The organism is Clostridium sp. YIM B02506 (assembly GCF_022324845.1).
GTDB lineage: Bacteria > Bacillota > Clostridia > Clostridiales > Clostridiaceae > Clostridium_T > Clostridium_T intestinale.
Genome location: NZ_JAKGTG010000020.1, coordinates 22,524 through 44,495, shown reverse-complemented (window position 1 = coordinate 44,495; position 21,972 = coordinate 22,524). Strand labels below are relative to the sequence as shown.

The 21,972-nt window shown below is 34.7% G+C and carries 28 protein-coding genes; all 28 read left to right on the top strand.

Annotated features, from left to right (window positions below):
* Positions 1-194 precede the first annotated feature (194 nt).
* The 28 genes from rpoB (at position 195) to rplO (ending at position 21,972) form a co-directional block, all read left to right on the top strand.
* Positions 195-3,899 (top strand): DNA-directed RNA polymerase subunit beta, encoded by a 3,705-nt coding sequence (gene rpoB, locus L1S49_RS14975; protein WP_073022859.1) that lies wholly within the window; start codon positions 195-197, stop codon positions 3,897-3,899.
* Between the two features lie 20 nt (positions 3,900-3,919).
* Positions 3,920-7,456, top strand: a complete 3,537-nt coding sequence (gene rpoC, locus L1S49_RS14970) for a DNA-directed RNA polymerase subunit beta' (RefSeq protein ID WP_238905890.1) — start codon at positions 3,920-3,922, stop codon at positions 7,454-7,456.
* Positions 7,457-7,606: 150 nt separating this feature from the next.
* Positions 7,607-7,846 (top strand): ribosomal L7Ae/L30e/S12e/Gadd45 family protein, encoded by a 240-nt coding sequence (locus L1S49_RS14965; protein ID WP_073022861.1) that lies wholly within the window; start codon positions 7,607-7,609, stop codon positions 7,844-7,846.
* Between the two features lie 50 nt (positions 7,847-7,896).
* Positions 7,897-8,274 carry a 30S ribosomal protein S12 gene (gene rpsL, locus L1S49_RS14960; RefSeq protein ID WP_021800150.1) on the top strand — a complete coding sequence of 126 codons (378 nt, stop codon included), beginning with the start codon at positions 7,897-7,899 and terminating at the stop codon, positions 8,272-8,274.
* Positions 8,275-8,415: 141 nt separating this feature from the next.
* Positions 8,416-8,886 (top strand): 30S ribosomal protein S7, encoded by a 471-nt coding sequence (rpsG, locus tag L1S49_RS14955; RefSeq protein ID WP_073022862.1) that lies wholly within the window; start codon positions 8,416-8,418, stop codon positions 8,884-8,886.
* 75 nt (positions 8,887-8,961) lie between these two features.
* The gene (fusA, locus tag L1S49_RS14950; RefSeq protein WP_073022863.1) at positions 8,962-11,025 is read left to right on the top strand and encodes an elongation factor G; all 2,064 of its coding nucleotides are present in this window, start codon (positions 8,962-8,964) and stop codon (positions 11,023-11,025) included.
* Between the two features lie 54 nt (positions 11,026-11,079).
* On the top strand, positions 11,080-12,273 hold the full coding sequence (gene tuf, locus L1S49_RS14945; RefSeq protein ID WP_238905888.1) for an elongation factor Tu: 1,194 nt from the start codon (positions 11,080-11,082) through the stop codon (positions 12,271-12,273).
* A gap of 397 nt (positions 12,274-12,670) precedes the next feature.
* Positions 12,671-12,979 carry a 30S ribosomal protein S10 gene (gene rpsJ / locus L1S49_RS14940; RefSeq protein ID WP_021800153.1) on the top strand — a complete coding sequence of 103 codons (309 nt, stop codon included), beginning with the start codon at positions 12,671-12,673 and terminating at the stop codon, positions 12,977-12,979.
* Between the two features lie 87 nt (positions 12,980-13,066).
* Positions 13,067-13,696 carry a 50S ribosomal protein L3 gene (rplC, locus tag L1S49_RS14935; protein WP_238905887.1) on the top strand — a complete coding sequence of 210 codons (630 nt, stop codon included), beginning with the start codon at positions 13,067-13,069 and terminating at the stop codon, positions 13,694-13,696.
* Between the two features lie 23 nt (positions 13,697-13,719).
* Positions 13,720-14,340 carry a 50S ribosomal protein L4 gene (gene rplD, locus L1S49_RS14930; RefSeq protein WP_021800155.1) on the top strand — a complete coding sequence of 207 codons (621 nt, stop codon included), beginning with the start codon at positions 13,720-13,722 and terminating at the stop codon, positions 14,338-14,340.
* Positions 14,340-14,639: a 50S ribosomal protein L23 gene (rplW, locus tag L1S49_RS14925; RefSeq protein ID WP_073021322.1), complete on the top strand. Its 300-nt coding sequence runs from the start codon at positions 14,340-14,342 to the stop codon at positions 14,637-14,639. The genes rplD and rplW overlap by 1 nt, the downstream gene beginning before the upstream one ends.
* Positions 14,640-14,695: 56 nt before the next feature.
* Positions 14,696-15,529 (top strand): 50S ribosomal protein L2, encoded by an 834-nt coding sequence (gene rplB / locus L1S49_RS14920; RefSeq protein ID WP_021800157.1) that lies wholly within the window; start codon positions 14,696-14,698, stop codon positions 15,527-15,529.
* A gap of 67 nt (positions 15,530-15,596) precedes the next feature.
* On the top strand, positions 15,597-15,878 hold the full coding sequence (rpsS, locus tag L1S49_RS14915; protein WP_021800158.1) for a 30S ribosomal protein S19: 282 nt from the start codon (positions 15,597-15,599) through the stop codon (positions 15,876-15,878).
* A 23-nt stretch (positions 15,879-15,901) separates the two neighbouring features.
* Complete coding sequence (rplV, locus tag L1S49_RS14910; protein ID WP_021800159.1) at positions 15,902-16,237, top strand: 50S ribosomal protein L22; 336 nt, start codon at positions 15,902-15,904, stop codon at positions 16,235-16,237.
* Positions 16,238-16,255: 18 nt separating this feature from the next.
* The gene (gene rpsC, locus L1S49_RS14905) at positions 16,256-16,921 is read left to right on the top strand and encodes a 30S ribosomal protein S3 (RefSeq protein ID WP_238905885.1); all 666 of its coding nucleotides are present in this window, start codon (positions 16,256-16,258) and stop codon (positions 16,919-16,921) included.
* A gap of 21 nt (positions 16,922-16,942) precedes the next feature.
* Complete coding sequence (gene rplP, locus L1S49_RS14900; RefSeq protein ID WP_021800161.1) at positions 16,943-17,377, top strand: 50S ribosomal protein L16; 435 nt, start codon at positions 16,943-16,945, stop codon at positions 17,375-17,377.
* Positions 17,377-17,589 (top strand): 50S ribosomal protein L29, encoded by a 213-nt coding sequence (gene rpmC / locus L1S49_RS14895; protein ID WP_021800162.1) that lies wholly within the window; start codon positions 17,377-17,379, stop codon positions 17,587-17,589. The genes rplP and rpmC overlap by 1 nt, the downstream gene beginning before the upstream one ends.
* Before the next feature lie 30 nt (positions 17,590-17,619).
* Positions 17,620-17,874, top strand: a complete 255-nt coding sequence (rpsQ, locus tag L1S49_RS14890; RefSeq protein WP_021800163.1) for a 30S ribosomal protein S17 — start codon at positions 17,620-17,622, stop codon at positions 17,872-17,874.
* A gap of 31 nt (positions 17,875-17,905) precedes the next feature.
* Complete coding sequence (gene rplN / locus L1S49_RS14885) at positions 17,906-18,274, top strand: 50S ribosomal protein L14 (protein ID WP_021800164.1); 369 nt, start codon at positions 17,906-17,908, stop codon at positions 18,272-18,274.
* Between the two features lie 20 nt (positions 18,275-18,294).
* Entirely contained in the window at positions 18,295-18,609 is a 315-nt protein-coding gene (gene rplX / locus L1S49_RS14880; protein ID WP_021800165.1) for a 50S ribosomal protein L24, read from the top strand.
* A 22-nt stretch (positions 18,610-18,631) separates the two neighbouring features.
* On the top strand, positions 18,632-19,174 hold the full coding sequence (rplE, locus tag L1S49_RS14875) for a 50S ribosomal protein L5 (protein WP_073021327.1): 543 nt from the start codon (positions 18,632-18,634) through the stop codon (positions 19,172-19,174).
* 15 nt (positions 19,175-19,189) lie between these two features.
* Entirely contained in the window at positions 19,190-19,375 is a 186-nt protein-coding gene (locus tag L1S49_RS14870; protein ID WP_021800167.1) for a type Z 30S ribosomal protein S14, read from the top strand.
* Between the two features lie 31 nt (positions 19,376-19,406).
* Positions 19,407-19,805 (top strand): 30S ribosomal protein S8, encoded by a 399-nt coding sequence (gene rpsH / locus L1S49_RS14865; RefSeq protein WP_073021328.1) that lies wholly within the window; start codon positions 19,407-19,409, stop codon positions 19,803-19,805.
* Positions 19,806-19,877: 72 nt separating this feature from the next.
* The gene (rplF, locus tag L1S49_RS14860) at positions 19,878-20,420 is read left to right on the top strand and encodes a 50S ribosomal protein L6 (protein ID WP_021800169.1); all 543 of its coding nucleotides are present in this window, start codon (positions 19,878-19,880) and stop codon (positions 20,418-20,420) included.
* Between the two features lie 18 nt (positions 20,421-20,438).
* Positions 20,439-20,801 (top strand): 50S ribosomal protein L18, encoded by a 363-nt coding sequence (rplR, locus tag L1S49_RS14855; RefSeq protein WP_021800170.1) that lies wholly within the window; start codon positions 20,439-20,441, stop codon positions 20,799-20,801.
* Between the two features lie 19 nt (positions 20,802-20,820).
* A complete protein-coding gene (gene rpsE / locus L1S49_RS14850) occupies positions 20,821-21,318 on the top strand; it encodes a 30S ribosomal protein S5 (RefSeq protein WP_021800171.1) in 498 nt (165 codons plus the stop codon).
* A 13-nt stretch (positions 21,319-21,331) separates the two neighbouring features.
* Positions 21,332-21,511 carry a 50S ribosomal protein L30 gene (gene rpmD / locus L1S49_RS14845; RefSeq protein ID WP_021800172.1) on the top strand — a complete coding sequence of 60 codons (180 nt, stop codon included), beginning with the start codon at positions 21,332-21,334 and terminating at the stop codon, positions 21,509-21,511.
* Between the two features lie 20 nt (positions 21,512-21,531).
* Positions 21,532-21,972, top strand: coding sequence for a 50S ribosomal protein L15 (gene rplO / locus L1S49_RS14840; protein WP_021800173.1), 441 nt, complete (start codon positions 21,532-21,534; stop codon positions 21,970-21,972).

The window sequence follows — 21,972 nt, the reverse complement described above, 5'->3', positions numbered from 1 at the left end:
GACAGCGCAAGATCAATATGATAATATCATTTAATGTACTATTCAATATGGAATAGTATATATAATTTTAGAATAGCCGTATATAAATTAATAATCTAGGTTATACTAAAATAATGACATTACCCGAAAGTAACCTTCCGTAGGGGGAAGTGCGTACTTTTGGTTATTTTAGTTTAAACGAGGGGTGAAAGTTGATGGTACATCCTGTCCAAGTGGGAAAAAGAACTAGAATGAGCTTTGGAAAGGTAAAAGAAGTTGCAGAAATGCCAAATCTGATTGAGGTTCAATTAGATTCATACAACTGGTTCCTAAAAGAAGGGCTTTATGAGGTTTTTGAAGATGTAAACCCTATAACTAACTTCACGGGAAATCTAGTTTTGGAGTTTACTGACTTCAAGCTTGACAAAGATAACATTAAGTACTTAGTAGAAGAGTGTAAAGAAAGAGATGCAACTTATGCTGCACCTTTAAAAGTATCTGTAAGACTTCAGAACAAGGAAACTGGAGAAATTAAAGAGCAAGAGGTTTTCATGGGAGATTTCCCATTAATGACTGAGCAAGGTACTTTTGTTATAAATGGAGCAGAAAGAGTTATAGTAAGCCAATTGGTTAGATCACCAGGTGTTTATTATAATGTGTCAAGAGATAAAAGTGGTAAGAAGCTATTTTCTTCAACAGTAATACCTAATAGAGGAGCATGGTTAGAGTATGAAACAGATTCTAATGATGTAATCTATGTAAGAATTGATAAGACAAGAAAGTTACCGATAACAATCTTAGCAAGAGCTATGGGTTTTGGAACTGATACTGAACTTATTGAGTATTTTGGTGAAGACGAAAGATTCAAGGCTACTATTGAAAAAGATAATACTAAGACTAAAGAAGAAGCACTATTAGAAATTTACAAGAGATTAAGACCAGGAGAACCACCAACTGTTGATAGTGCAGTATCTCTTATTGATTCATTATTTTTTGACGCAAAAAGATATGATTTATCTAGAGTTGGAAGATATAAATTCAATAAAAAGTTAGCTATAAACTTAAGAATTGCTAATCAAATAGCAGCAACAGATATAGTTAACCCAGAAACTGGAGAGATTCTGGTAGAGAAGAATCAAAAGATAGCAAGAACTGTAGCTAAAGAAATTCAAAATTTAGGGATAAACTCTGTAGATATATTAGTTGATGATAGAATCTTTAGAGTAATCGGAAATCACTTTGTTAAAATCCAAAATCATGTTGATTTTAATGTAGATGATTTGAATATTAAAGAAAATGTTCATTTCCCTACCCTAAAAGAAATTCTTGATACTTATTCTACTGAAAAAGAGATTAAGGATGCTATAAAGAAGAATATTAACAGACTTATACCTAAGCATATTGTTAGAGATGATATATATGCAACAATAAGTTATGAATTAGGATTACCTTATGGTATAGGAAATGTTGATGATATAGATCATTTAGGAAATAGAAGATTAAGAAGTGTTGGAGAACTTCTACAAAATCAATTTAGAATTGGTTTATCAAGAATGGAAAGAGTAGTTAAAGAAAGAATGACTATTCAAGACCAAGAAGGAATAACTCCACAAGTATTAATTAACATAAGACCAGTAGCAGCTGCTATTAAAGAATTCTTTGGTAGTTCACAGCTTTCTCAGTTCATGGATCAAACAAATCCATTATCTGAACTTACTCACAAAAGAAGATTATCAGCTTTAGGACCTGGAGGACTTTCGAGAGAAAGAGCTGGGTTTGAAGTTAGAGACGTTCACTACTCACACTATGGGAGAATGTGTCCGATAGAAACACCAGAAGGACCTAATATAGGACTTATAAACTCTTTAGCTACTTATGCAAGAGTTAATGAATATGGTTTTATAGAAACTCCTTATAGAGTTATAGATAAAGAAACTAGTCTTGTTACAAATGAGATTAGATACTTCACAGCAGATGTTGAAGATCAATATTACGTTGCACAAGCTAAGGAACCGATAGGAGAAGATGGAAAACTATTAGATTCTAGAGTTACTGTAAGATACATGGAAGATGTTCTTGTGATTCCTAGAGAAGATGTAGATTTAATTGATATATCTCCAAGACAAATAGTTTCTGTTGCTACTGCTATGATTCCTTTCTTAGAGAACGATGATGCTTCCAGAGCACTTATGGGATCTAACATGCAACGTCAAGCAGTTCCATTATTAAAACCACAAGCACCAATTGTAGGTACTGGGATTGAATTTAAAGCGGCTGTAGATTCTGGGGTTCTACCTAAAGCAGTTAATGCAGGGGTAGTGTCCTATGTAAGTGCTAATGAAGTTAGAGTTAAAAGAGATTCTGATGGAGGAACTGACACATACAGACTTCTAAAGTTCAAGAGAAGTAACCAAGGTACTTGTATTAATCAAAGACCTATAGTTTCTAAAGGCGAATACGTATCAAATGGTACTGTATTAGCTGATGGACCATCTACTGATTTAGGAGAAATAGCATTAGGTAAAAATATCAGAATGGGATTTATAACCTGGGAAGGATATAACTACGAAGATGCTATGCTTATTTCAGAAGAACTAGTTAGAGAGGATGTGTTCACATCTATTCATATAGAAGAATATGAATGTGAAGCTAGAGACACTAAATTAGGACCAGAAGAAATAACTAGGGATATTCCAAATGTTGGTGATGATGCAATAAGAGATCTTGACGAAAGAGGAATCATCAGAATTGGTGCTGAAGTTAGATCTGGAGATATTCTTGTAGGTAAAGTAACACCTAAAGGAGAAACTGAATTAACAGCAGAAGAAAGACTATTAAGGGCTATATTCGGAGAAAAAGCTAGAGAAGTAAGAGATACTTCTTTAAGAGTTCCTCATGGAGAAGCTGGTATAATAGTTGATGTTAAAGTGTTCACTAGAGAAAATGGTGATGAACTTACTCCAGGAGTTAATGAATTAGTTAGATGTTATATAGCACAAAAGAGAAAAATATCTGTTGGAGATAAGATGGCTGGACGTCATGGAAACAAAGGGGTTATTTCTAGAGTTTTACCAGAAGAAGATATGCCATTTTTACCTGATGGAAGACCACTACAAATATGTCTAAACCCTCTAGGGGTTCCTTCACGTATGAATATTGGTCAGGTACTTGAAGTTCATTTAGGATGGGCAGCAAGTAAATTAGGTTGGCATATAGCTACACCAGTATTTGATGGAGCTACAGAAAAAGATATTGAAAACTGTCTTGAAGATGCAGGATATAATGCAAATGGAAAGACTGTACTTTATGATGGTAGAACTGGAGAACCGTTTGATAACTCTGTTACTGTTGGGATAATGTATATCTTAAAACTAGCCCATTTGGTTGATGATAAGATACATGCTAGATCTACAGGTCCATACTCACTAGTTACTCAACAACCACTTGGAGGTAAAGCTCAATTTGGTGGTCAAAGATTTGGTGAGATGGAAGTTTGGGCACTTGAAGCTTATGGTGCTGCTCATACATTACAGGAAATTTTAACAGTTAAATCAGATGATATTGTAGGTAGAGTTAAAACTTACGAATCAATTGTAAAAGGTGAAAATATACCTGAACCAGGCGTACCTGAGTCATTTAAGGTTCTTATTAAAGAACTTCAAGCTCTTTGCTTAGATGTAAGAGTTCTTAATGATGAAAATCAAGAAGTTAAACTTAAAGAATTGACAGAAGATGATGACGCAGTTGAATTAGATGTAAATATAGAGGGTAATGAAGATTTTGTACCAGCAACTCCAGATGGAGAAGATAGTTATTTAACTGGAGATGAGGAATTGGAAGAAGAGTTAGATTATGAATCATTCCAATTAGATGAATTCCAAGAAGATTTAGAACTTGATGATTTTAATGATGAACACTAATTTGAAGGGAGGATATACCCTTGATCGAATTAAATAATTTTGATGCATTGCAAATAGGTTTGGCTTCTCCACAACAGATAAGAGAATGGTCTAGAGGGGAAGTTAAAAAACCAGAAACTATTAACTATAGAACATTAAAGCCAGAAAGAGATGGTTTGTTCTGTGAAAGAATATTTGGACCACAAAAGGATTGGGAATGTCATTGTGGAAAATATAAGAGAGTAAGATATAAGGGAATTGTCTGCGATAGATGTGGAGTAGAGGTAACTAAAGCTAAGGTAAGAAGAGAGAGAATGGGGCATATAGAACTTGCTGCCCCTGTATCTCACATATGGTATTTTAAAGGGATTCCGTCAAGAATGGGGCTAATATTAGATATGTCTCCAAGGGCTCTTGAAAAAATATTGTATTTTGCTTCTTATGTAGTGATAAACCCTAAAGAAACACCATTATTAAAGAAACAGTTATTAAATGAAAAAGAATATAGAGAAGCTGTAGATAAATATGGTGAGGAAAGTTTTGTAGCTGGAATGGGTGCTGAATCTATAAAAATGTTATTAGGAGAAATAGATTTAGAGAAACATTCAGTAGAGCTTAAAGAAGAATTAAAACAAAGTACAGGTCAAAAGAAAGTTAGAATAATTAGAAGATTAGAAGTTGTTGAATCTTTCAGAAAATCAGGAAACAATCCTGAATGGATGATAGTTGATGTTATACCAGTTATACCTCCAGATTTAAGACCAATGGTTCAATTAGACGGAGGAAGATTTGCAACGTCTGACTTAAATGATCTATATAGAAGAGTTATAAACAGAAATAACAGACTTAAAAAACTTTTAGATCTTGGAGCTCCTGACATAATAGTGAGAAACGAAAAAAGAATGCTTCAAGAAGCTGTAGATGCACTAATAGATAATGGTAGAAGAGGAAGACCTGTTACAGGTCCTGGAAACAGACCACTTAAATCTTTGTCTGATATGCTTAAAGGTAAGCAAGGAAGATTTAGACAAAATCTTCTTGGTAAAAGAGTTGATTACTCAGGAAGATCTGTTATAGTTGTTGGACCTGAGTTAAAGATGTACCAATGTGGGCTTCCAAAAGAAATGGCTCTAGAATTATTTAAGCCATTTGTTATGAAAAAATTAGTTCAAGATGGTGTAGCTCATAATATAAAAGCTGCTAAGAGAATGGTTGAAAGAGTTAGTGCTCAGGTGTGGGATATACTTGAAGAAGTAATAAGTGATCATCCTGTATTATTAAACCGTGCTCCTACTCTTCATAGATTAGGTATTCAAGCATTCCAACCAGTTTTAGTTGAAGGTAGAGCTATTAAACTTCATCCATTAGTTTGTACAGCTTATAATGCTGACTTCGACGGTGACCAAATGGCTGTTCACGTTCCTTTATCAGTTGAAGCACAAGCAGAAGCTAGATTCTTAATGCTAGCTGCTGGAAATATACTAAAACCATCTGATGGTAAGCCAGTTTCTGTACCTACACAGGATATGGTTCTAGGTTCTTACTATCTAACTGTAGATAAAGATGGTGTTAAAGGAGAGGGATCTTACTTCTCTTCAGTAGATGAAGTGCTTATGGCATATTCGTTAAAGGAAATTGATATTCATGCTAAAATAAATGTAAGATTGTATAGAGAAATAGATGGTAAACTTGAAAGTGGAATAGTTAAAACTACTGTAGGAAAGATTATATTTAATGAATCAATTCCTCAAGATCTTGGATATGTAGATAGAACTAATCCTGCTGAAAGATTTAATCTAGAGGTTGATTTCTTGGTGACAAAAGGTACACTTGGGGGAGTAATTGATAGATGCTATGTTAAACATGGTCCAACTAAGACTTCTGTAATGTTAGATAATATTAAAGCTACAGGTTATCATTATTCTTCAATTGGAGCTATTACAATAGCAGCTTCAGATATGATAGTTCCTCAAAGAAAATATGAGTTACTTGAAGAAACTGACAAAACAGTTGATAGAATTGAAAAGATGTTTAGAAGAGGATTGATTTCAGAAGAAGAAAGATATGATAGAGTTATTCAAAAGTGGACTGATACGACTGAAGAAGTTGCGAATGCACTTATGGATAGTATGGATAAGTTTAATCCTATATATATGATGGCGGATTCTGGAGCCAGAGGATCTAAATCTCAGATCAAGCAATTAGCTGGTATGAGAGGGCTTATGGCAAATCCTTCAGGTAAGATTATAGAATTACCTATTAGAGCATCATTTAGAGAAGGCCTAGATGTATTAGAGTACTTTATATCAACTCATGGAGCTAGAAAAGGTAATGCTGATACAGCTCTTAAAACAGCTGACTCTGGATACTTAACAAGAAGACTTGTTGATGTATCTCAAGATGTTATAGTTAGAAGTCAGGATTGTGGAACAACTGAAGGAATAGTTGTTGCAGATATCAAAGAAGGAAATGAAGTTATCGAAGGTTTAAAGGAAAGATTAACAGGAAGATATAATGCTGAAGACATAATTAATCCAGAAACTGGAGAGGTTATACTTGCTAAAGATAACTATATGGATGTTCATATGGCTGATAAAATAGTAAAAGCTGGTGTTAAGAAAGTTAAAATTAGATCAGTATTTACATGTAAGGCTAAAGTTGGAGTTTGTGCTAAGTGTTATGGTATGAACATGGCAACTGGACAAAAGATAAATATCGGTGAAGCAGTAGGTATTATAGCAGCTCAATCTATAGGAGAACCAGGAACTCAGCTTACAATGAGAACATTCCATACAGGTGGAGTTGCTGGAGCGGATATAACTCAAGGGCTTCCTAGAGTTGAGGAGTTATTTGAAGCTAGAAAACCTAAGGGATTAGCTATAGTAAGTGAAATACATGGTACAGTTAAGTTTGAAGAGACAAAGAAAAAGAGAGTAGTTTATGTAGTATCTAACGAAGGTGCTGAGAAAACTTATGATATACCTTTTGGATCAAGACTTAAGGTTAGTGATGGAGATATAGTTTCAGCTGGAGATGAAATCACAGAAGGATCTGTAAATCCACATGATATCATGGGTATTAAGGGAGTAGATGGGGCTAGACAATATCTGCTTTCAGAAGTTCAAAAAGTTTATAGACTACAAGGTGTTGATATAAATGATAAACATCTTGAAGTAGTAGTTAGACAAATGACTAGAAAAGTTAAGATAAGCGAATCAGGTGATACTGAACTATTATCAGGAACTTTAATAGATATGTTTGATTTTGATGAAGAAAATGCTAGAGTGGAAGCTTTTGGTGGAGAACCAGCTCAAGGAGAAAAGGTACTTCTAGGTATAACTAAAGCAGCTCTTGCAACGGATAGTTTCCTTTCCGCAGCGTCATTCCAAGAAACTACAAGAGTTCTTACTGATGCAGCAATAAAAGGAAAAATAGATCCACTTCTTGGATTGAAGGAAAATGTAATTATTGGTAAACTGATTCCGGCAGGAACAGGTATGTTGAGATATAGAACAGTAAAACTCAATACTGAGGATAATATTGCAGATGAAATAGATGAAATTGCTATTGAAGATTAAACAATCAATATTATTGACATGTGTATGCTTAGATGATAAAATAAACTTTGTGTGATTTGTAAGCTACTGTATAGTATACATTTGTCTACATGATTACATGAGCAAAGTTTTCTAAACTTTGCCCATGTTCTATATAATTGGGGGGATTTCATGATAGACAGACTGATAGGGAAAAAACTTATTGGGATTAAACAATGTGCTAAAGCTATGAAAAATGGTTCCGGTACAAAGTTATATGTAGCTAAAGATTCAGATGAAAGGTTAATTTTACCTTTAATAGAATTAGCCACAGAAAAAAACATTCAAATTAATTATGTTGACACCATGAGGGATTTAGGCAAAATGTGTAGCATAGAAGTAGGTGCAACATCTGCTTTAATGCTTGAATAACGCAATTATCTAATTTATATAGATAAGTGAAAAAATCAGGAGGTGAAACCATGCCAACTATTAGCCAATTAGTAAGAAAAGGTAGAAAGACAGTTGTTACTAAATCAACTGCACCAGCACTAAAGGAATGTCCACAAAGAAGAGGAGTATGTACAGTAGTTAAAACTACGACTCCAAAGAAACCAAACTCAGCTCTAAGAAAAATAGCAAGAGTTAGATTAACTAACGGTTACGAAGTAACAGCTTATATCGGAGGAGTAGGTCACAACTTACAAGAGCACAGCGTTGTTCTTATAAGAGGTGGTAGAGTTAAGGATCTTCCAGGTGTTAGATATCATATTGTTAGAGGAGCTCTTGATTCTGCAGGAGTTGCTAACAGAATGCAAGCAAGATCAAAGTATGGTGCAAAGAGACCAAAGAAAAAATAATATGGTAATTTAGTGCAATGCCTTCAGCATTTACATAGATAAAGAAAAATCTTTAATATATACTGCAGGAGCAGCGCACTTTACGGCAAATGAGTCGAGTACCAATGAACTTAAACTAAGATTGTTAAGGAGGGAAGAAAAGTGCCAAGAAAAGGACATATATCTAAAAGAGATGTATTAGCAGATCCAGTTTACAACTCAAAGGTTGTAACAAAATTAATCAACAGTATAATGGAAGATGGTAAAAAAGGGGTAGCACAAAAAGTGTGTTACGGAGCTTTTGAAACTATTGAACAAAAAACAGGTAAAGACCCATTAGAAGTATTCGAGGCAGCAATGAATAATATAATGCCATTACTAGAAGTAAAGGCAAGAAGAATAGGTGGAGCTAACTATCAAGTTCCAATAGAAGTTAGACCAGAAAGAAGACAGACTTTAGGTTTAAGATGGTTACTTATCGCAACTAAAAAAAGAGGCGAAAAGTACATGAGAGAAAAATTAGCTGGAGAATTAATGGATGCAGCTAATAATACTGGAGCAGCTGTTAAGAAGAGAGAAGATACTCACAAAATGGCTGAAGCTAATAAAGCATTTGCTCATTACAGATACTAATTTCAAAACTGTTTTGGCTAATGCCAAAACAGTTTTATCTAATTTAAAAAACACAATTTGAGAGGAGGAAATTTCATGGCTAGAAAATATCCTTTAGACAAATTCCGTAATTTTGGAATAATGGCTCATATAGATGCTGGTAAAACAACAACTACTGAGCGTATATTATTCTATACAGGAAGAAGCCATAAAATTGGTGAAGTTCATGAAGGAGCAGCTACTATGGACTGGATGGTTCAAGAGCAAGAAAGAGGTATAACAATTACTTCCGCTGCTACAACATGTGTATGGAAAGATCATGAATTGAATATTATAGATACACCAGGACACGTAGACTTTACGATAGAGGTTGAAAGATCACTAAGAGTACTAGATGGAGCAGTAACTGTTCTTGATGCTAAATCTGGTGTTGAACCTCAAACTGAAACTGTTTGGAGACAGGCGGATAAGTATGGTGTTCCAAGAATGATTTATGTAAATAAAATGGATGCTACTGGTGCTGATTTCTTTAGATGTATTAATACAGTTAGAGATAGATTAAAAGCTAATGCAGTTCCAATACAAATTCCAATTGGATCAGAAGAAAACTTCAAAGGTATTGTTGATCTTATTAAAAATAAAGCCGAAGTATATTATGATGATTTAGGTAAGGATGTTAGAGAAGAAGATGTACCTGCAGACTTAGCGGATCAAGCTGAAGAATATAGAGGAGCTTTAATTGAAGCAATAGCTGAAACTGATGAAGAATTAATGATGAAATACCTAGATGGTGAAGAAATAACTGTTGATGAGTTAAAAGCAGCTTTAAGAAAAGCTACTATAGCAAATGAGATAGTTCCATGTATATGTGGATCTTCATATAAAAATAAAGGTGTACAATTAATGATCGATGGAGTTGTTGATTACTTACCATCACCATTAGATATACCACCAGTTCAAGGTACTTCTTTAGATGGCGAAGAAGATTCAAGAGAGGCTTCAGACGAAGTTCCAATGTCTTCATTAGCATTTAAAATTGCTACTGACCCATTTGTTGGTAAGTTAGCATTTACAAGAATATATTCTGGAGTAATGCGTAGTGGTTCTTATGTTCTTAACTCAACTAAGGGCAAAAAAGAAAGAGTTGGAAGACTTGTAAAAATGCATGCAAATACAAGAGAAGAAGTTCAAGAGCTAGAAGCTGGTGAATTAGGAGCTGTTATTGGATTAAAGAACACTACTACAGGTGATACTTTATGTGATGAAAACAATCCAATAATACTTGAATCTATGGAATTCCCAGAACCAGTTATAAATGTAGCTATTGAACCTAAAACAAAAGCAAGCCAAGAGAAGATGGGATTAGCATTAGCTAAGTTAGCTGAAGAAGATCCATCATTCAGAACTTGGACTGATGAAGAAACTGGTCAAACAATTATTGCAGGTATGGGTGAATTACACTTAGAAATAATTGTTGATAGACTTACAAGAGAGTTTAAAGTTGAGTGTAACGTAGGGGCTCCACAAGTTGCTTACAAAGAAACAATTAGATCTGCTGTTAAAGCGGAAGCTAAATACGCTAAGCAATCAGGTGGTAAGGGTCAATATGGTCACTGTGTAATTGAAATGGAACCTACTGAAGGCGAATATGTATTTGAAAATGCTGTAGTTGGAGGAGCTATTCCAAGAGAATACATTCCAGCAATAGATAATGGAATACAAGAAGCTTCAAAAAATGGTATCATAGCAGGATATCCAGTTATCAACTTTAAGATTAAGTTAGTTCATGGATCTTACCATGAAGTTGACTCCTCAGAAATGGCATTTAAGATTGCAGGATCTATGGCGTTTAAAAATGCGATGTCAAAAGCAAGTCCAGTATTACTTGAACCATCAATGAAGGTTGAAGTTACTATGCCAGAAGAGTATATGGGTGACGTAATCGGAGACATAAACTCAAGAAGAGGAAGAATTGAAGGTATGGAAGCATTAAATGGTGCTCAAGTAGTTAGAGCATTCGTTCCACTTTCAGAAATGTTTGGTTATGCAACTACTTTGAGATCAAGAACTCAAGGTAGAGGAGTTTACTCAATGGTATTTGATCATTATGAGGAAGTTCCAAAGAACATTCAAGAGCAAATAGCAGGAAAAAGAGCTTAATAGCTTTTAAAATAAGTTATTCTAAATTTGACCTTATTAAGGAGGAAAATAAAAATGGCTAAGTCAAAATTCGAAAGAAATAAACCACACGTAAATATTGGAACAATAGGACACGTAGACCACGGTAAGACAACATTAACAGCAGCAATAACAACAGTATTAGCAAAAAAAGGGTTTGCAGAAGCATTTAACTATGCAGATATAGATAAGGCACCAGAAGAAAAAGAGAGAGGTATAACAATAAATACCGCTCACGTAGAATACCAAACAGAAAACAGACACTACGCACACGTAGACTGTCCAGGACATGCTGACTATGTAAAGAACATGATAACAGGAGCAGCACAAATGGATGGAGCGATCTTAGTTGTATCAGCAGCAGACGGTCCAATGCCACAAACAAGAGAACATATACTACTAGCATCAAGAGTAGGAGTTGACTATATCGTAGTATTCTTAAACAAAGCAGATATGGTAGATGACGAAGAGTTATTAGAGTTAGTAGAAATGGAAGTAAGAGAATTACTAAGTGAATACAACTTCCCAGGAGATGATATTCCAGTAATAAAAGGATCAGCATTACAAGCATTAGAAAACCCAACAGATGAAGCTAAAATAGCACCAATCTTAGAGTTAATGGAAGCAGTAGATAGCTATATCCCAACACCAGAAAGAGCAACAGATAAACCATTCTTAATGCCAGTAGAAGATGTATTCACAATTACTGGTAGAGGAACAGTTGCGACTGGAAGAGTAGAAAGAGGAATACTACACGTAGGAGACGAAGCAGAAATCGTTGGACTAAGTGAAGATAGAAGAAAAGTAGTAGTAACAGGAATAGAAATGTTCAGAAAGTTACTAGATGAAGCACAAGCAGGAGATAATATAGGAGCATTATTAAGAGGGGTACAAAGAACAGATATCGAAAGAGGTCAAGTACTTTCAAAAACTGGATCAGTAAACCCACATAGTGCATTCGTAGGTCAAGTTTACGTATTAAAGAAAGAAGAAGGCGGAAGACATACACCATTCTTTGATGGATATAGACCACAATTCTATTTCAGAACAACAGACGTAACAGGATCAATCAAATTACCAGATGGAATGGAAATGGTAATGCCAGGAGACCACATAGATATGAATGTTGAATTAATAACAACAGTAGCTATGGATGAAGGATTAAGATTTGCTATAAGAGAAGGCGGAAGAACTGTAGGTTCTGGAGTTGTTACTACTATAGTTAAATAGTTTTAAAAAAAGATATAAATAGCGCTAAAAAACAGTGATATCACAAAAAAAAGGTAATAGGGGACGCCCTATTACTTTTTTTATAAAAAAGACTATTAACACTTATAAAATAATAGAATATGGGTTAGAATTTAAAAAGATAAATAGATAAAAATTAAGTTAAAAAAAACTTGCTAAGGAAATAGTTATATAGTATAATAAAGAAGTTGCAAAGCATACAGCGATGATTCAAGAGGTTGCCGGACTTCCGGGTAATTCTTGTTGAGCACGTTAGAATCTAGAATTCGACGACAGTTGTGTTTGTTTGTGTTTAAAGGTTGGATACACCTGGGACAGTTTACATTAATACAGCTGGTGTGCGTTAGAAGTAAAGCGTACATGAAAAGGAGGGAATAAGATGTCAAAACAAAAAATCAGAATAAGATTAAAGGCGTTTGATCACACAATATTAGATCAATCAGCTGAAAAAATTGTTGAAACTGCAAAAGCTACAGGAGCTAAGGTAGCAGGTCCAATACCACTACCAACTGAAAAAGATGTGATTACAGTATTAAGAGCCGTTCATAAGTACAAAGATTCTAGAGAACAGTTCGAAATAAGAACTCACAAGAGACTAATTGATATAGTTAATCCATCACCAAAAACTGTTGATGCATTAATGAGATTGAATCTTCCAGCTGGTGTTGATATAGAAATAAAACTATAGAAGATTTAATAAAAAATTAACAATTTAAATTAATAGACTATTATGATTGCAGATGCAATCCGCTAATATGTTTAGGAGGTGTAGTAAATGAAAAAAGCTATAATCGGAAAGAAAATAGGTATGACACAAATTTTCGATGCTAATGGCAAAGTAGTTCCAGTAACAGTTGTAGAAGCTGGTCCATGTGTAGTGGTACAAAAGAAAACAACTGAAAAAGATGGATATGAAGCTATTCAAGTTGGATTCGGTGATATAAGAGAAAAGTTAGTTAATAAACCTAGAAAAGGACATTTCGCAAAAGCCAATGTAGCTTTAAAGAGAACTTTAAAAGAGTTCAGATTAGAAGACATTAGCAGCTACGAAATAGGTCAAGAAATAAAGGTTGACATATTTGAAGTTGGAGATAAAGTGGATGTTTCTGGGATTTCTAAAGGTAAGGGATTCCAAGGAACAATAAAAAGATGGAATGCAAGCAGAGGACCTATGTCACATGGATCTAAGTTCCATAGAGCAGTAGGTTCAATGGGAGCGTCATCTGATCCATCAAGAACTTTCAAAAACAAAAGAATGCCAGGACATATGGGAGCAGAAAAAACTACTGTATTAAATTTAGAAGTAGTTAAAATAATGCCTGAAAAGAACCTAATATTAATAAAGGGTGGTATCCCAGGTCCAAACAAAGCAACAGTAGTTATAAGAAACGCTGTTAAAGCTTAATTCACTAGAAAGGAGGAAGCAGGATGCCTACAGTAGGATTGTTCAATAAAGAAGGTCAAAAAGTTGGAGATTTCCAACTAAATGAAAATGTGTTCGGAGTTGAAATTAATGAAGCAGCACTTCATCAAGTAGTTGTTGCACTATTAGCTAACAAAAGACAAGGAACACAATCAGCTAAAACAAGAGCTGAAGTAAGAGGAGGCGGAATTAAGCCTTGGAGACAAAAAGGAACTGGTAGAGCAAGACAAGGTTCTATAAGAGCACCACAATGGATACATGGTGGAGTTGTATTTGCACCAAAACCAAGAGACTATAAAGTTTCAGTTCCAAAAACTATGAGAAGAGTTGCTATGAAATCAGCATTATCAAGTAAGGTAGCTGAAAATGAATTAATAGTTTTAGAAAGCTTAGAATTAGCAGCTCCAAAGACTAAAGATGTTGTTAATATTTTAAAAGCATTCGAAGCTAAGAAAACTTTAATAGTAACTGCTGAATCAAACGAAAATGTTTATAAATCAGCAAGAAACATTCAAGGTGTAGCTGTTTTACCAGTTAACAATATAAATGTTTATGACTTGTTAAAGTATGAAAAAGTATTAATTACTAAGGATGCTGTAACTAAGATTGAGGAGGTGTACGCATAATGAAATTAACTAGCCATGATATTATAAGAAAACCTGTTATAACTGAAAAAAGTATGGCAGAAATGGCAGATAGAAAATACACCTTCATAGTTCATACATCAGCAAACAAAGTTCAAATAAAAAGAGCTATTGAAGAAGTTTTTGGCGTAAAAGTTGAAGATGTCAATACTATGAATATTGAAGGAAAAACTAAAAGAGTTGGCGTTCACGTAGGAAAGAGAGCTAGCTATAAGAAGGCAACTATTAAGTTGGCAGAAGATAGCAAAGGAATAGAATTCTTCGAAGGAATGCTACAATAACAAAGCGTATTATTGGCTAAGAAGCCAGAGAAGCTACAGTAAGGAGGGAATTTTAAATGGCAGTTAAGAAGTTTAACCCTACTACCCCATCAAGAAGAGAGATGACTATGTCAACATTTGATGAAATAACAACAAATGTACCTGAGAAATCACTTCTTGTATCTTTAACTAAGACTGGTGGTAGAAATGCTCAAGGTAAAATAACTGTAAGACACCATGGTGGTGGCGCTAAGAGAAAATATAGAATAATAGATTTTAAAAGAAATAAGGATGGTATTCCTGCAAAAGTTGCAACTATAGAATACGATCCAAACAGAACAGCTTATATAGCATTAGTTGTATACGCTGATGGGGAGAAGAGATACATATTAGCTCCAGTTGGATTAAAAGTTGGAGATGTAGTAGTATCAGGACCTAACTCTGATATCAAGCCAGGTAACACACTTGCTCTAAAGGATATGCCAGTTGGTACAATTGTACACAATATAGAATTACAAGCAGGTAAAGGTGGTCAATTAGTTAGATCAGCAGGAGCTTCAGCTCAGTTAATGGCTAAAGAAGGAAACTATGCAACACTTAGATTACCTTCAGGTGAAATGAGATACGTTAGAATAGAGTGTAGAGCTACTATCGGTACAGTATCAAATACAACTAATAATATAGTTAATTTAGGAAAAGCTGGTAGAAAGAGACACATGGGATGGAGACCTACAGTAAGAGGATCTGTCATGAACCCTAATGACCATCCACACGGTGGTGGTGAAGGTAAATCACCAGTTGGTAGACCAAGTCCAGTTACTCCATGGGGTAAACCAGCACTTGGATACAAAACAAGAAAACACAAGAAGTACTCAGATAGATTCATCATCAAGAGAAGAAATAGCAAATAGTATGAAGAGAATATATATTTCTCTTCATAGTCTGCAAGCATAAAGGTTAATGAAGGGAGGATTTCAAGTGAGTAGATCAATTAAAAAGGGACCTTTTATAAAAGATAGTCTTTTAAAGAAAATAGAAGAAATGAATGCAAGTGGAGATAAGAAGGTAGTAAAGACATGGTCAAGAACTTCAACAATATTTCCACAAATGATTGGTCACACTATAGCTGTACATGATGGAAGAAAACATGTTCCAGTTTATGTATCAGAAGATATGGTTGGACACAAACTAGGAGAATTCGCTTTAACTAGAACTTATAAAGGTCACGTGAACACAGAAAAGTCATCAAAGAGAAAGTAGTAGCCTAGAAAGGAGGATCATCAATGGAAGCTAGAGCTATAGCTAAGTATATAAGAATGTCTCCTTTGAAAGTAGGAGTAGTTCTTAACTTAATAAGAGGAAAGAATGTTAATGAAGCTTTCGCAATATTACAATATACTCCAAAAGACGCTGCAGTTGTTATAAACAAAGTGTTGAAATCAGCTGTTGCTAATGCAGAGAATAATTTAAACTTAGATTTAAGTAAATTATATGTTGCAGAAGCTCACGTAGGTCAAGGTCCTACATTAAAGAGATTTAGACCACATGCTCAAGGTAGAGCGTTCAGAATTAATAAAAGAACTAGCCACATAACTGTAGTAGTTAAAGAAAGAGCATAGTAGAAGGAGGGAAATAGATTGGGTCAAAAAGTACATCCTCATGGACTTAGAGTTGGTGTAATCAAAGGTTGGGACGCAAAATGGTATGCTAATAAAAAGAATTTTGCAGATAACCTTGTTGAAGATAACCAAATAAGAGAATTTGTAAAGAAGAAACTATACTCAGCTGGTATATCAAAGATTGAAATCGAAAGATATACTAATAGAGTTAAGCTAAATATATCTACTGCTAAACCAGGTGTTGTTATTGGTAGAGGCGGATCAGGAATAGAAGCATTAAAAAAAGATTTAGAAAAATTCGTTACTGAAAAAAATATACTAATAAATATAGTAGAAATCAAAAACTCTGAAGTTGAAGCACAATTAATGGCTGAGAATGTAGCAGCTCAATTAGAAAAGAGAATATCTTTTAGAAGAGCTATGAAACAAACAATTCAAAGAGCTATGAGATCAAGTGTTAAGGGAGTTAAGATTGCATGTTCAGGTAGATTAGGCGGAGCTGAAATCGCAAGAACAGAGCACTATCATGAAGGAACTATACCACTACAAACTTTAAGAGCTGATATAGATTATGGATTTGCTGAAGCAGATACAACATATGGAAAAATTGGAGTTAAAGTGTGGGTATACAACGGAGAAATTCTTCCAACTAAGAAAGTGGAAAAGGAAGAAATTAACGCGTAATAAGGAAAGGAGGAATACGTCATGTTAATGCCTAAAAGAGTAAAACATCGTAAGGTACAACGTGGTAGAATGAAAGGAAAAGCTACTAGAGGTAATTTCCTTGCATATGGAGATTTCGGTATTCAAGCTACATCTTGCGGATGGATAACAAGCAATCAAATAGAGTCTGCCAGAATCGCAATTAATAGATACATTAGAAGAGGAGGAAAACTTTGGATAAAGATTTTCCCAGATAAGCCAGTTACTGAAAAACCAGCTGAAACAAGAATGGGTTCCGGTAAAGGATCACCAGAGTATTGGGTAGCGGTTGTTAAGCCAGGCAGAGTATTGTTCGAACTATCAGGAGTTCAAGAAGAAGTTGCTAGAGAAGCAATGAGACTTGCTCAGCATAAACTTCCTGTAAAGAGTAAGTTCGTTACAAGAAGAGATTTTGAGGAAATGGGTGGTGAAGAATAATGAAGGCTAATGATTTAAAAGAGTTAAGATCAAGCAATCCTCAAGATTTAAAGGTTAAGTTAGGTGACCTTAAGGCTGAATTATTCAACTTAAGATTCCAATTAGCTACAGGACAGTTAGAAAACCCAATGAGAATTAGAGAAGTTAAGAAATCAATTGCCCAAATTAAGACTATCATCAGAGAAGAAGAATTAAAGGCGATTGAGCAGTAATTTCGATAGGCTGAAAGGAGGTAAGTCCCAGTGGAAAGAGGATTAAGAAAAAAGAGAATTGGTAGAGTCGTTTCAGATAAAATGGATAAGACAATTGTAGTTGCTGTTGAGACTAAGGTTAGACACCCATTATACGGAAAAACTGTTAACAGAACTACTAAATTTAAAGCTCATGATGAAAATAATGAAGCTAAATTAAATGATAGAGTATTAATAATGGAAACTAGACCATTATCAAAAGATAAGAGATGGAGACTAGTTGAGATCATCGAGAGAGCGAAGTAGTCTTTCGTAAGATTGAAAGGAGGTTAATTATATGATACAACAACAAACCTTACTAAAAGTTGGAGACAATTCTGGTGCGAAAGAAATTATGTGTATCAGAGTTTTAGGTGGATCCAAGAGAAAGTACGGAAATATTGGAGATATAATCGTTGCTTCAGTTAAAAGTGCAACACCAGGTGGAGTTGTTAAAAAGGGTGACGTTGTAAAAGCAGTTATAGTAAGATCAGTAAGAGGATTAAGAAGAGCTGATGGGTCATATATAAAATTTGACGAGAATGCAGCTGTTATTATAAAAGATGATAAGCAACCAAGAGGAACTCGTATCTTCGGACCAGTTGCTAGGGAGCTAAGAGATAAAGAATTTAATAAAATATTATCATTAGCACCAGAAGTTCTATAATAGAGTAGGAGGTGGCTAAGGTGAAGGTACACGTAAGAAAGAACGACACAGTTATAGTTATATCAGGACAAGATTCAGGAAAAACTGGCGAAGTTTTAAAAGTAATACCTAAGAGCGGTAAAGTTATCGTTAAAGGCGTTAATATAGTAAGTAAGCACCAAAAACCAAACAAAGAAAATATGCAAGGTGGTATAATCAAAAAGGAAGCTGCAATATACAGCTCAAAAGTAATGTTATACTGTACTAAATGCAAAAATGCTACAAGAATAGCAAACAAAATCTTAGAAGATGGTTCTAAGGTAAGAGTATGTAAGAAGTGTGGAGAAACATTCTAGATCTGAAAGGAGGGTTCTTTAAATGGTACCTAGACTACATGAAAAATATGAAAAAGAAGTAGTTCAAGCGATGATCGAGAAGTTCGGATATAAGAACGTCATGGAAGTACCAAAGCTTGAAAAAATCGTAATAAATATGGGAGTTGGAGAGGCTAAAGAAAACCAAAAGGTTTTAGAATCAGCAGTTAATGATTTAACATTGATTTCAGGACAAAAGCCAATCTTAACTAGATCAAAGAAATCAGTTGCGAACTTTAAAATAAGAGAAAATATGCCTTTAGGTTGCAAAGTAACATTAAGAAGAGCAAAAATGTTTGAATTTGCAGATAGATTAATGTCTACAGCACTTCCTAGAGTTAGAGACTTTAGAGGAGTTTCTGCTAATTCTTTTGATGGCAGAGGAAACTACGCTTTAGGAATTAAAGAACAATTAATATTCCCAGAAATCGAGTATGACAAAATTGATAAAGTTAGAGGGATGGATATTATCTTCGTTACAAGTGCAAATACTGACGAAGAAGCAAGAGAATTGTTAAGATTTCTTGGTATGCCATTCGCTCAATAATAAGGAGGGGATATCGTGGCACGTAAAGCAATGATCGAAAAGTGGAAAAAAGAACCTAAATATTCAACAAGAGCGTACACTAGATGCAGAATATGTGGAAGACCACATGCGGTGCTAAAGAAATTTGGTATCTGCAGAATTTGCTTCAGAGAACTTGCTTATAAGGGTCAAATTCCTGGATGCAAAAAGGCAAGCTGGTAATATCTAATGTAGTGAAAGGAGGCACAATTCAATGGTTATGACAGATCCAATTGCAGATTTGCTAACACGTATAAGAAATGCAAATGCTGTAAGACACGAAACAGTAGAGATTCCTTCTTCAAATGTAAAGAAGGCTTTAGCTAATATATTACTACAAGAAGGTTATGTTAAAGAAATAGAAGAATATAACGACGGTGTAGTACCTATGTTAAGAATAGCGCTTAAATACGGTGCTAATAAGGAAAGAGTAATAACTGGTCTTAAGAGAATATCTAAACCAGGATTAAGAGTTTACTGTAAAAAAGATGAAGTACCTAAAGTACTTAATGGTTTAGGAGTTGCTGTTATATCAACTTCTAAAGGAGTTATAGTAGATAGAGAAGCTAGAAACCAAGGTTTAGGCGGAGAAGTTATCTGCTATGTATGGTAATTTTCAGATTGAAAAATATCTATAAAGTTTTAATATAGAAATGTTCTAAAATGGAATACAGGAGGTGCAATTATGTCAAGAGTAGGTAGATTACCAATAGCTATTCCAGCTGGAACTACTGTTACAGTAACACCAGAGAACGTTGTTACTGTAAAAGGAGCTAAAGGTGAGTTAGTAAAAACTATGCACAAAGACATAAAAATAGCAGTTGAAGACAATCAAGTTGTTGTAACAAGACCAAGCGACAACAAAGATCATAGAGCTCTTCACGGATTAACAAGAGCACTTATAAATAATATGGTTACTGGAGTTTCTCAAGGGTATGCAAAGACTCTTGAACTAGTAGGCGTAGGTTATAGAGCTCAAATTCAAGGAACAAAATTAGTTATGAATCTTGGATATTCTCATCCAGTAGAAATAGAACCAATTACAGGGGTTACTTTCAAAACTGATGGAACTACTAAGGTTATAGTTGAAGGTATAGACAAAGAAAAAGTTGGGGCTGCTGCTGCTGACATTAGATCATGGAGAGAGCCAGAGCCATATAAAGGCAAAGGTATTAAGTACTCTAATGAAGTTATTAGACGTAAAGAAGGTAAAACTGGTAAGAAATAATAGAAAGGAGTGAGACTTATGTTCAAAAAGGTAGACAGAAAACAATCAAGAGAGAAACGTCACCTAAGAGTTCGTAAGAAAATATTTGGGACTCCTGAAAGACCAAGATTATGTGTTTTCAGAAGTGATAAAAATATATATGCTCAAATCATAGATGATGTTAACGCTGTAACACTTGTTGCTGCTTCAAGTTTAGATAAAGACTTCGATGGAAAAGCAGGAAGCAACAAAGAAGCTGCTAGAATAGTTGGAACTGCAGTTGCAAAGAAAGCTATTGAAAAAGGAATTTCAGATGTGGTATTTGACAGAGGTGGATACATATACCATGGAAGAATTCAAGAGTTAGCTGAAGGTGCAAGAGAAGCAGGCCTTAAATTCTAAAAAACAAGGAGGGAAATAAATGAGAATCGATCCTAGCACACTAGACCTTAAAGAAAAGGTTGTTTTCATAAACAGAGTAACTAAGGTTGTTAAGGGTGGTAGAAACTTCAGATTCAGCGCTTTAGTCGTTGTAGGTGACGAAAACGGACACGTAGGCGTTGGAATGGGAAAATCAGTTGAAATACCTGAAGCAATCAGAAAAGGAATTGAAGACGCAAAGAAAAATTTAGTAGAAGTTGCTATGGTTGGAACAACTGTTCCACATCAAATATATGGAAAATTCGGTACTGGTAATGTTCTAATAATGCCAGCTACAGAAGGTACAGGAGTTATCGCTGGAGGTCCAGCTAGAGCTGTTCTTGAATTAGCAGGACTAAAAGATGTTAGAGCTAAGTCATTAGGTTCTAATAACCCAAGAAACATGGTTAACGCTACAATTAATGGATTAGCAAGCTTAAGAACTGCAGAAGATATTGCAAAATTAAGAGGCAAATCTGTTGAAGAAATACTAGGTTAGGAGGGGAATTGCTATGGCTAAACTAAAAGTAACATTAGTTAAGAGCTTAATCGGTAGAAAAAAAGATCATATCGCTACTGCAAATGCCCTTGGACTAAAGAAAATAGGTAAATCAGTAGAACATGAGGTTAATCCTCAAATCAACGGTATGATAAACAAAGTAAGCTACTTATTAAAAGTTGAAGAAGTTTAAAACGAGGAGGTGTAAGTAGCATGAAACTTCATGAGTTAAAACCAGCAGCAGGAAGCAAAAAAGCTCCTAAAAGAGTCGGTAGAGGTACTGGATCAGGATTAGGAAGAAATGCTGGTAAAGGTGAAAAGGGACAAAATTCTAGAACTGGTGGTGGAGTAAGACCTGGATTTGAAGGAGGTCAAATGCCACTATATAGAAGACTTCCCAAAAGAGGTTTTACTAATATATTTGCTAAAGAATACATTTCTATAAATGTTGATAGATTAAATATATTTGAAAATGGAACTGAAATCACTCCAGAAGTTTTACTTGAAACTAGAGTAATAAGTAAAATTAGAGACGGAGTTAAGATATTAGGAAATGGAAACTTAGAAAAGAGCCTAACTGTAAAAGGATGTAAATTCTCTAAGTCTGCAATAGAAAAGATAGAAGCAGCTGGAGGAAAAGTTGAGGTGATCTAA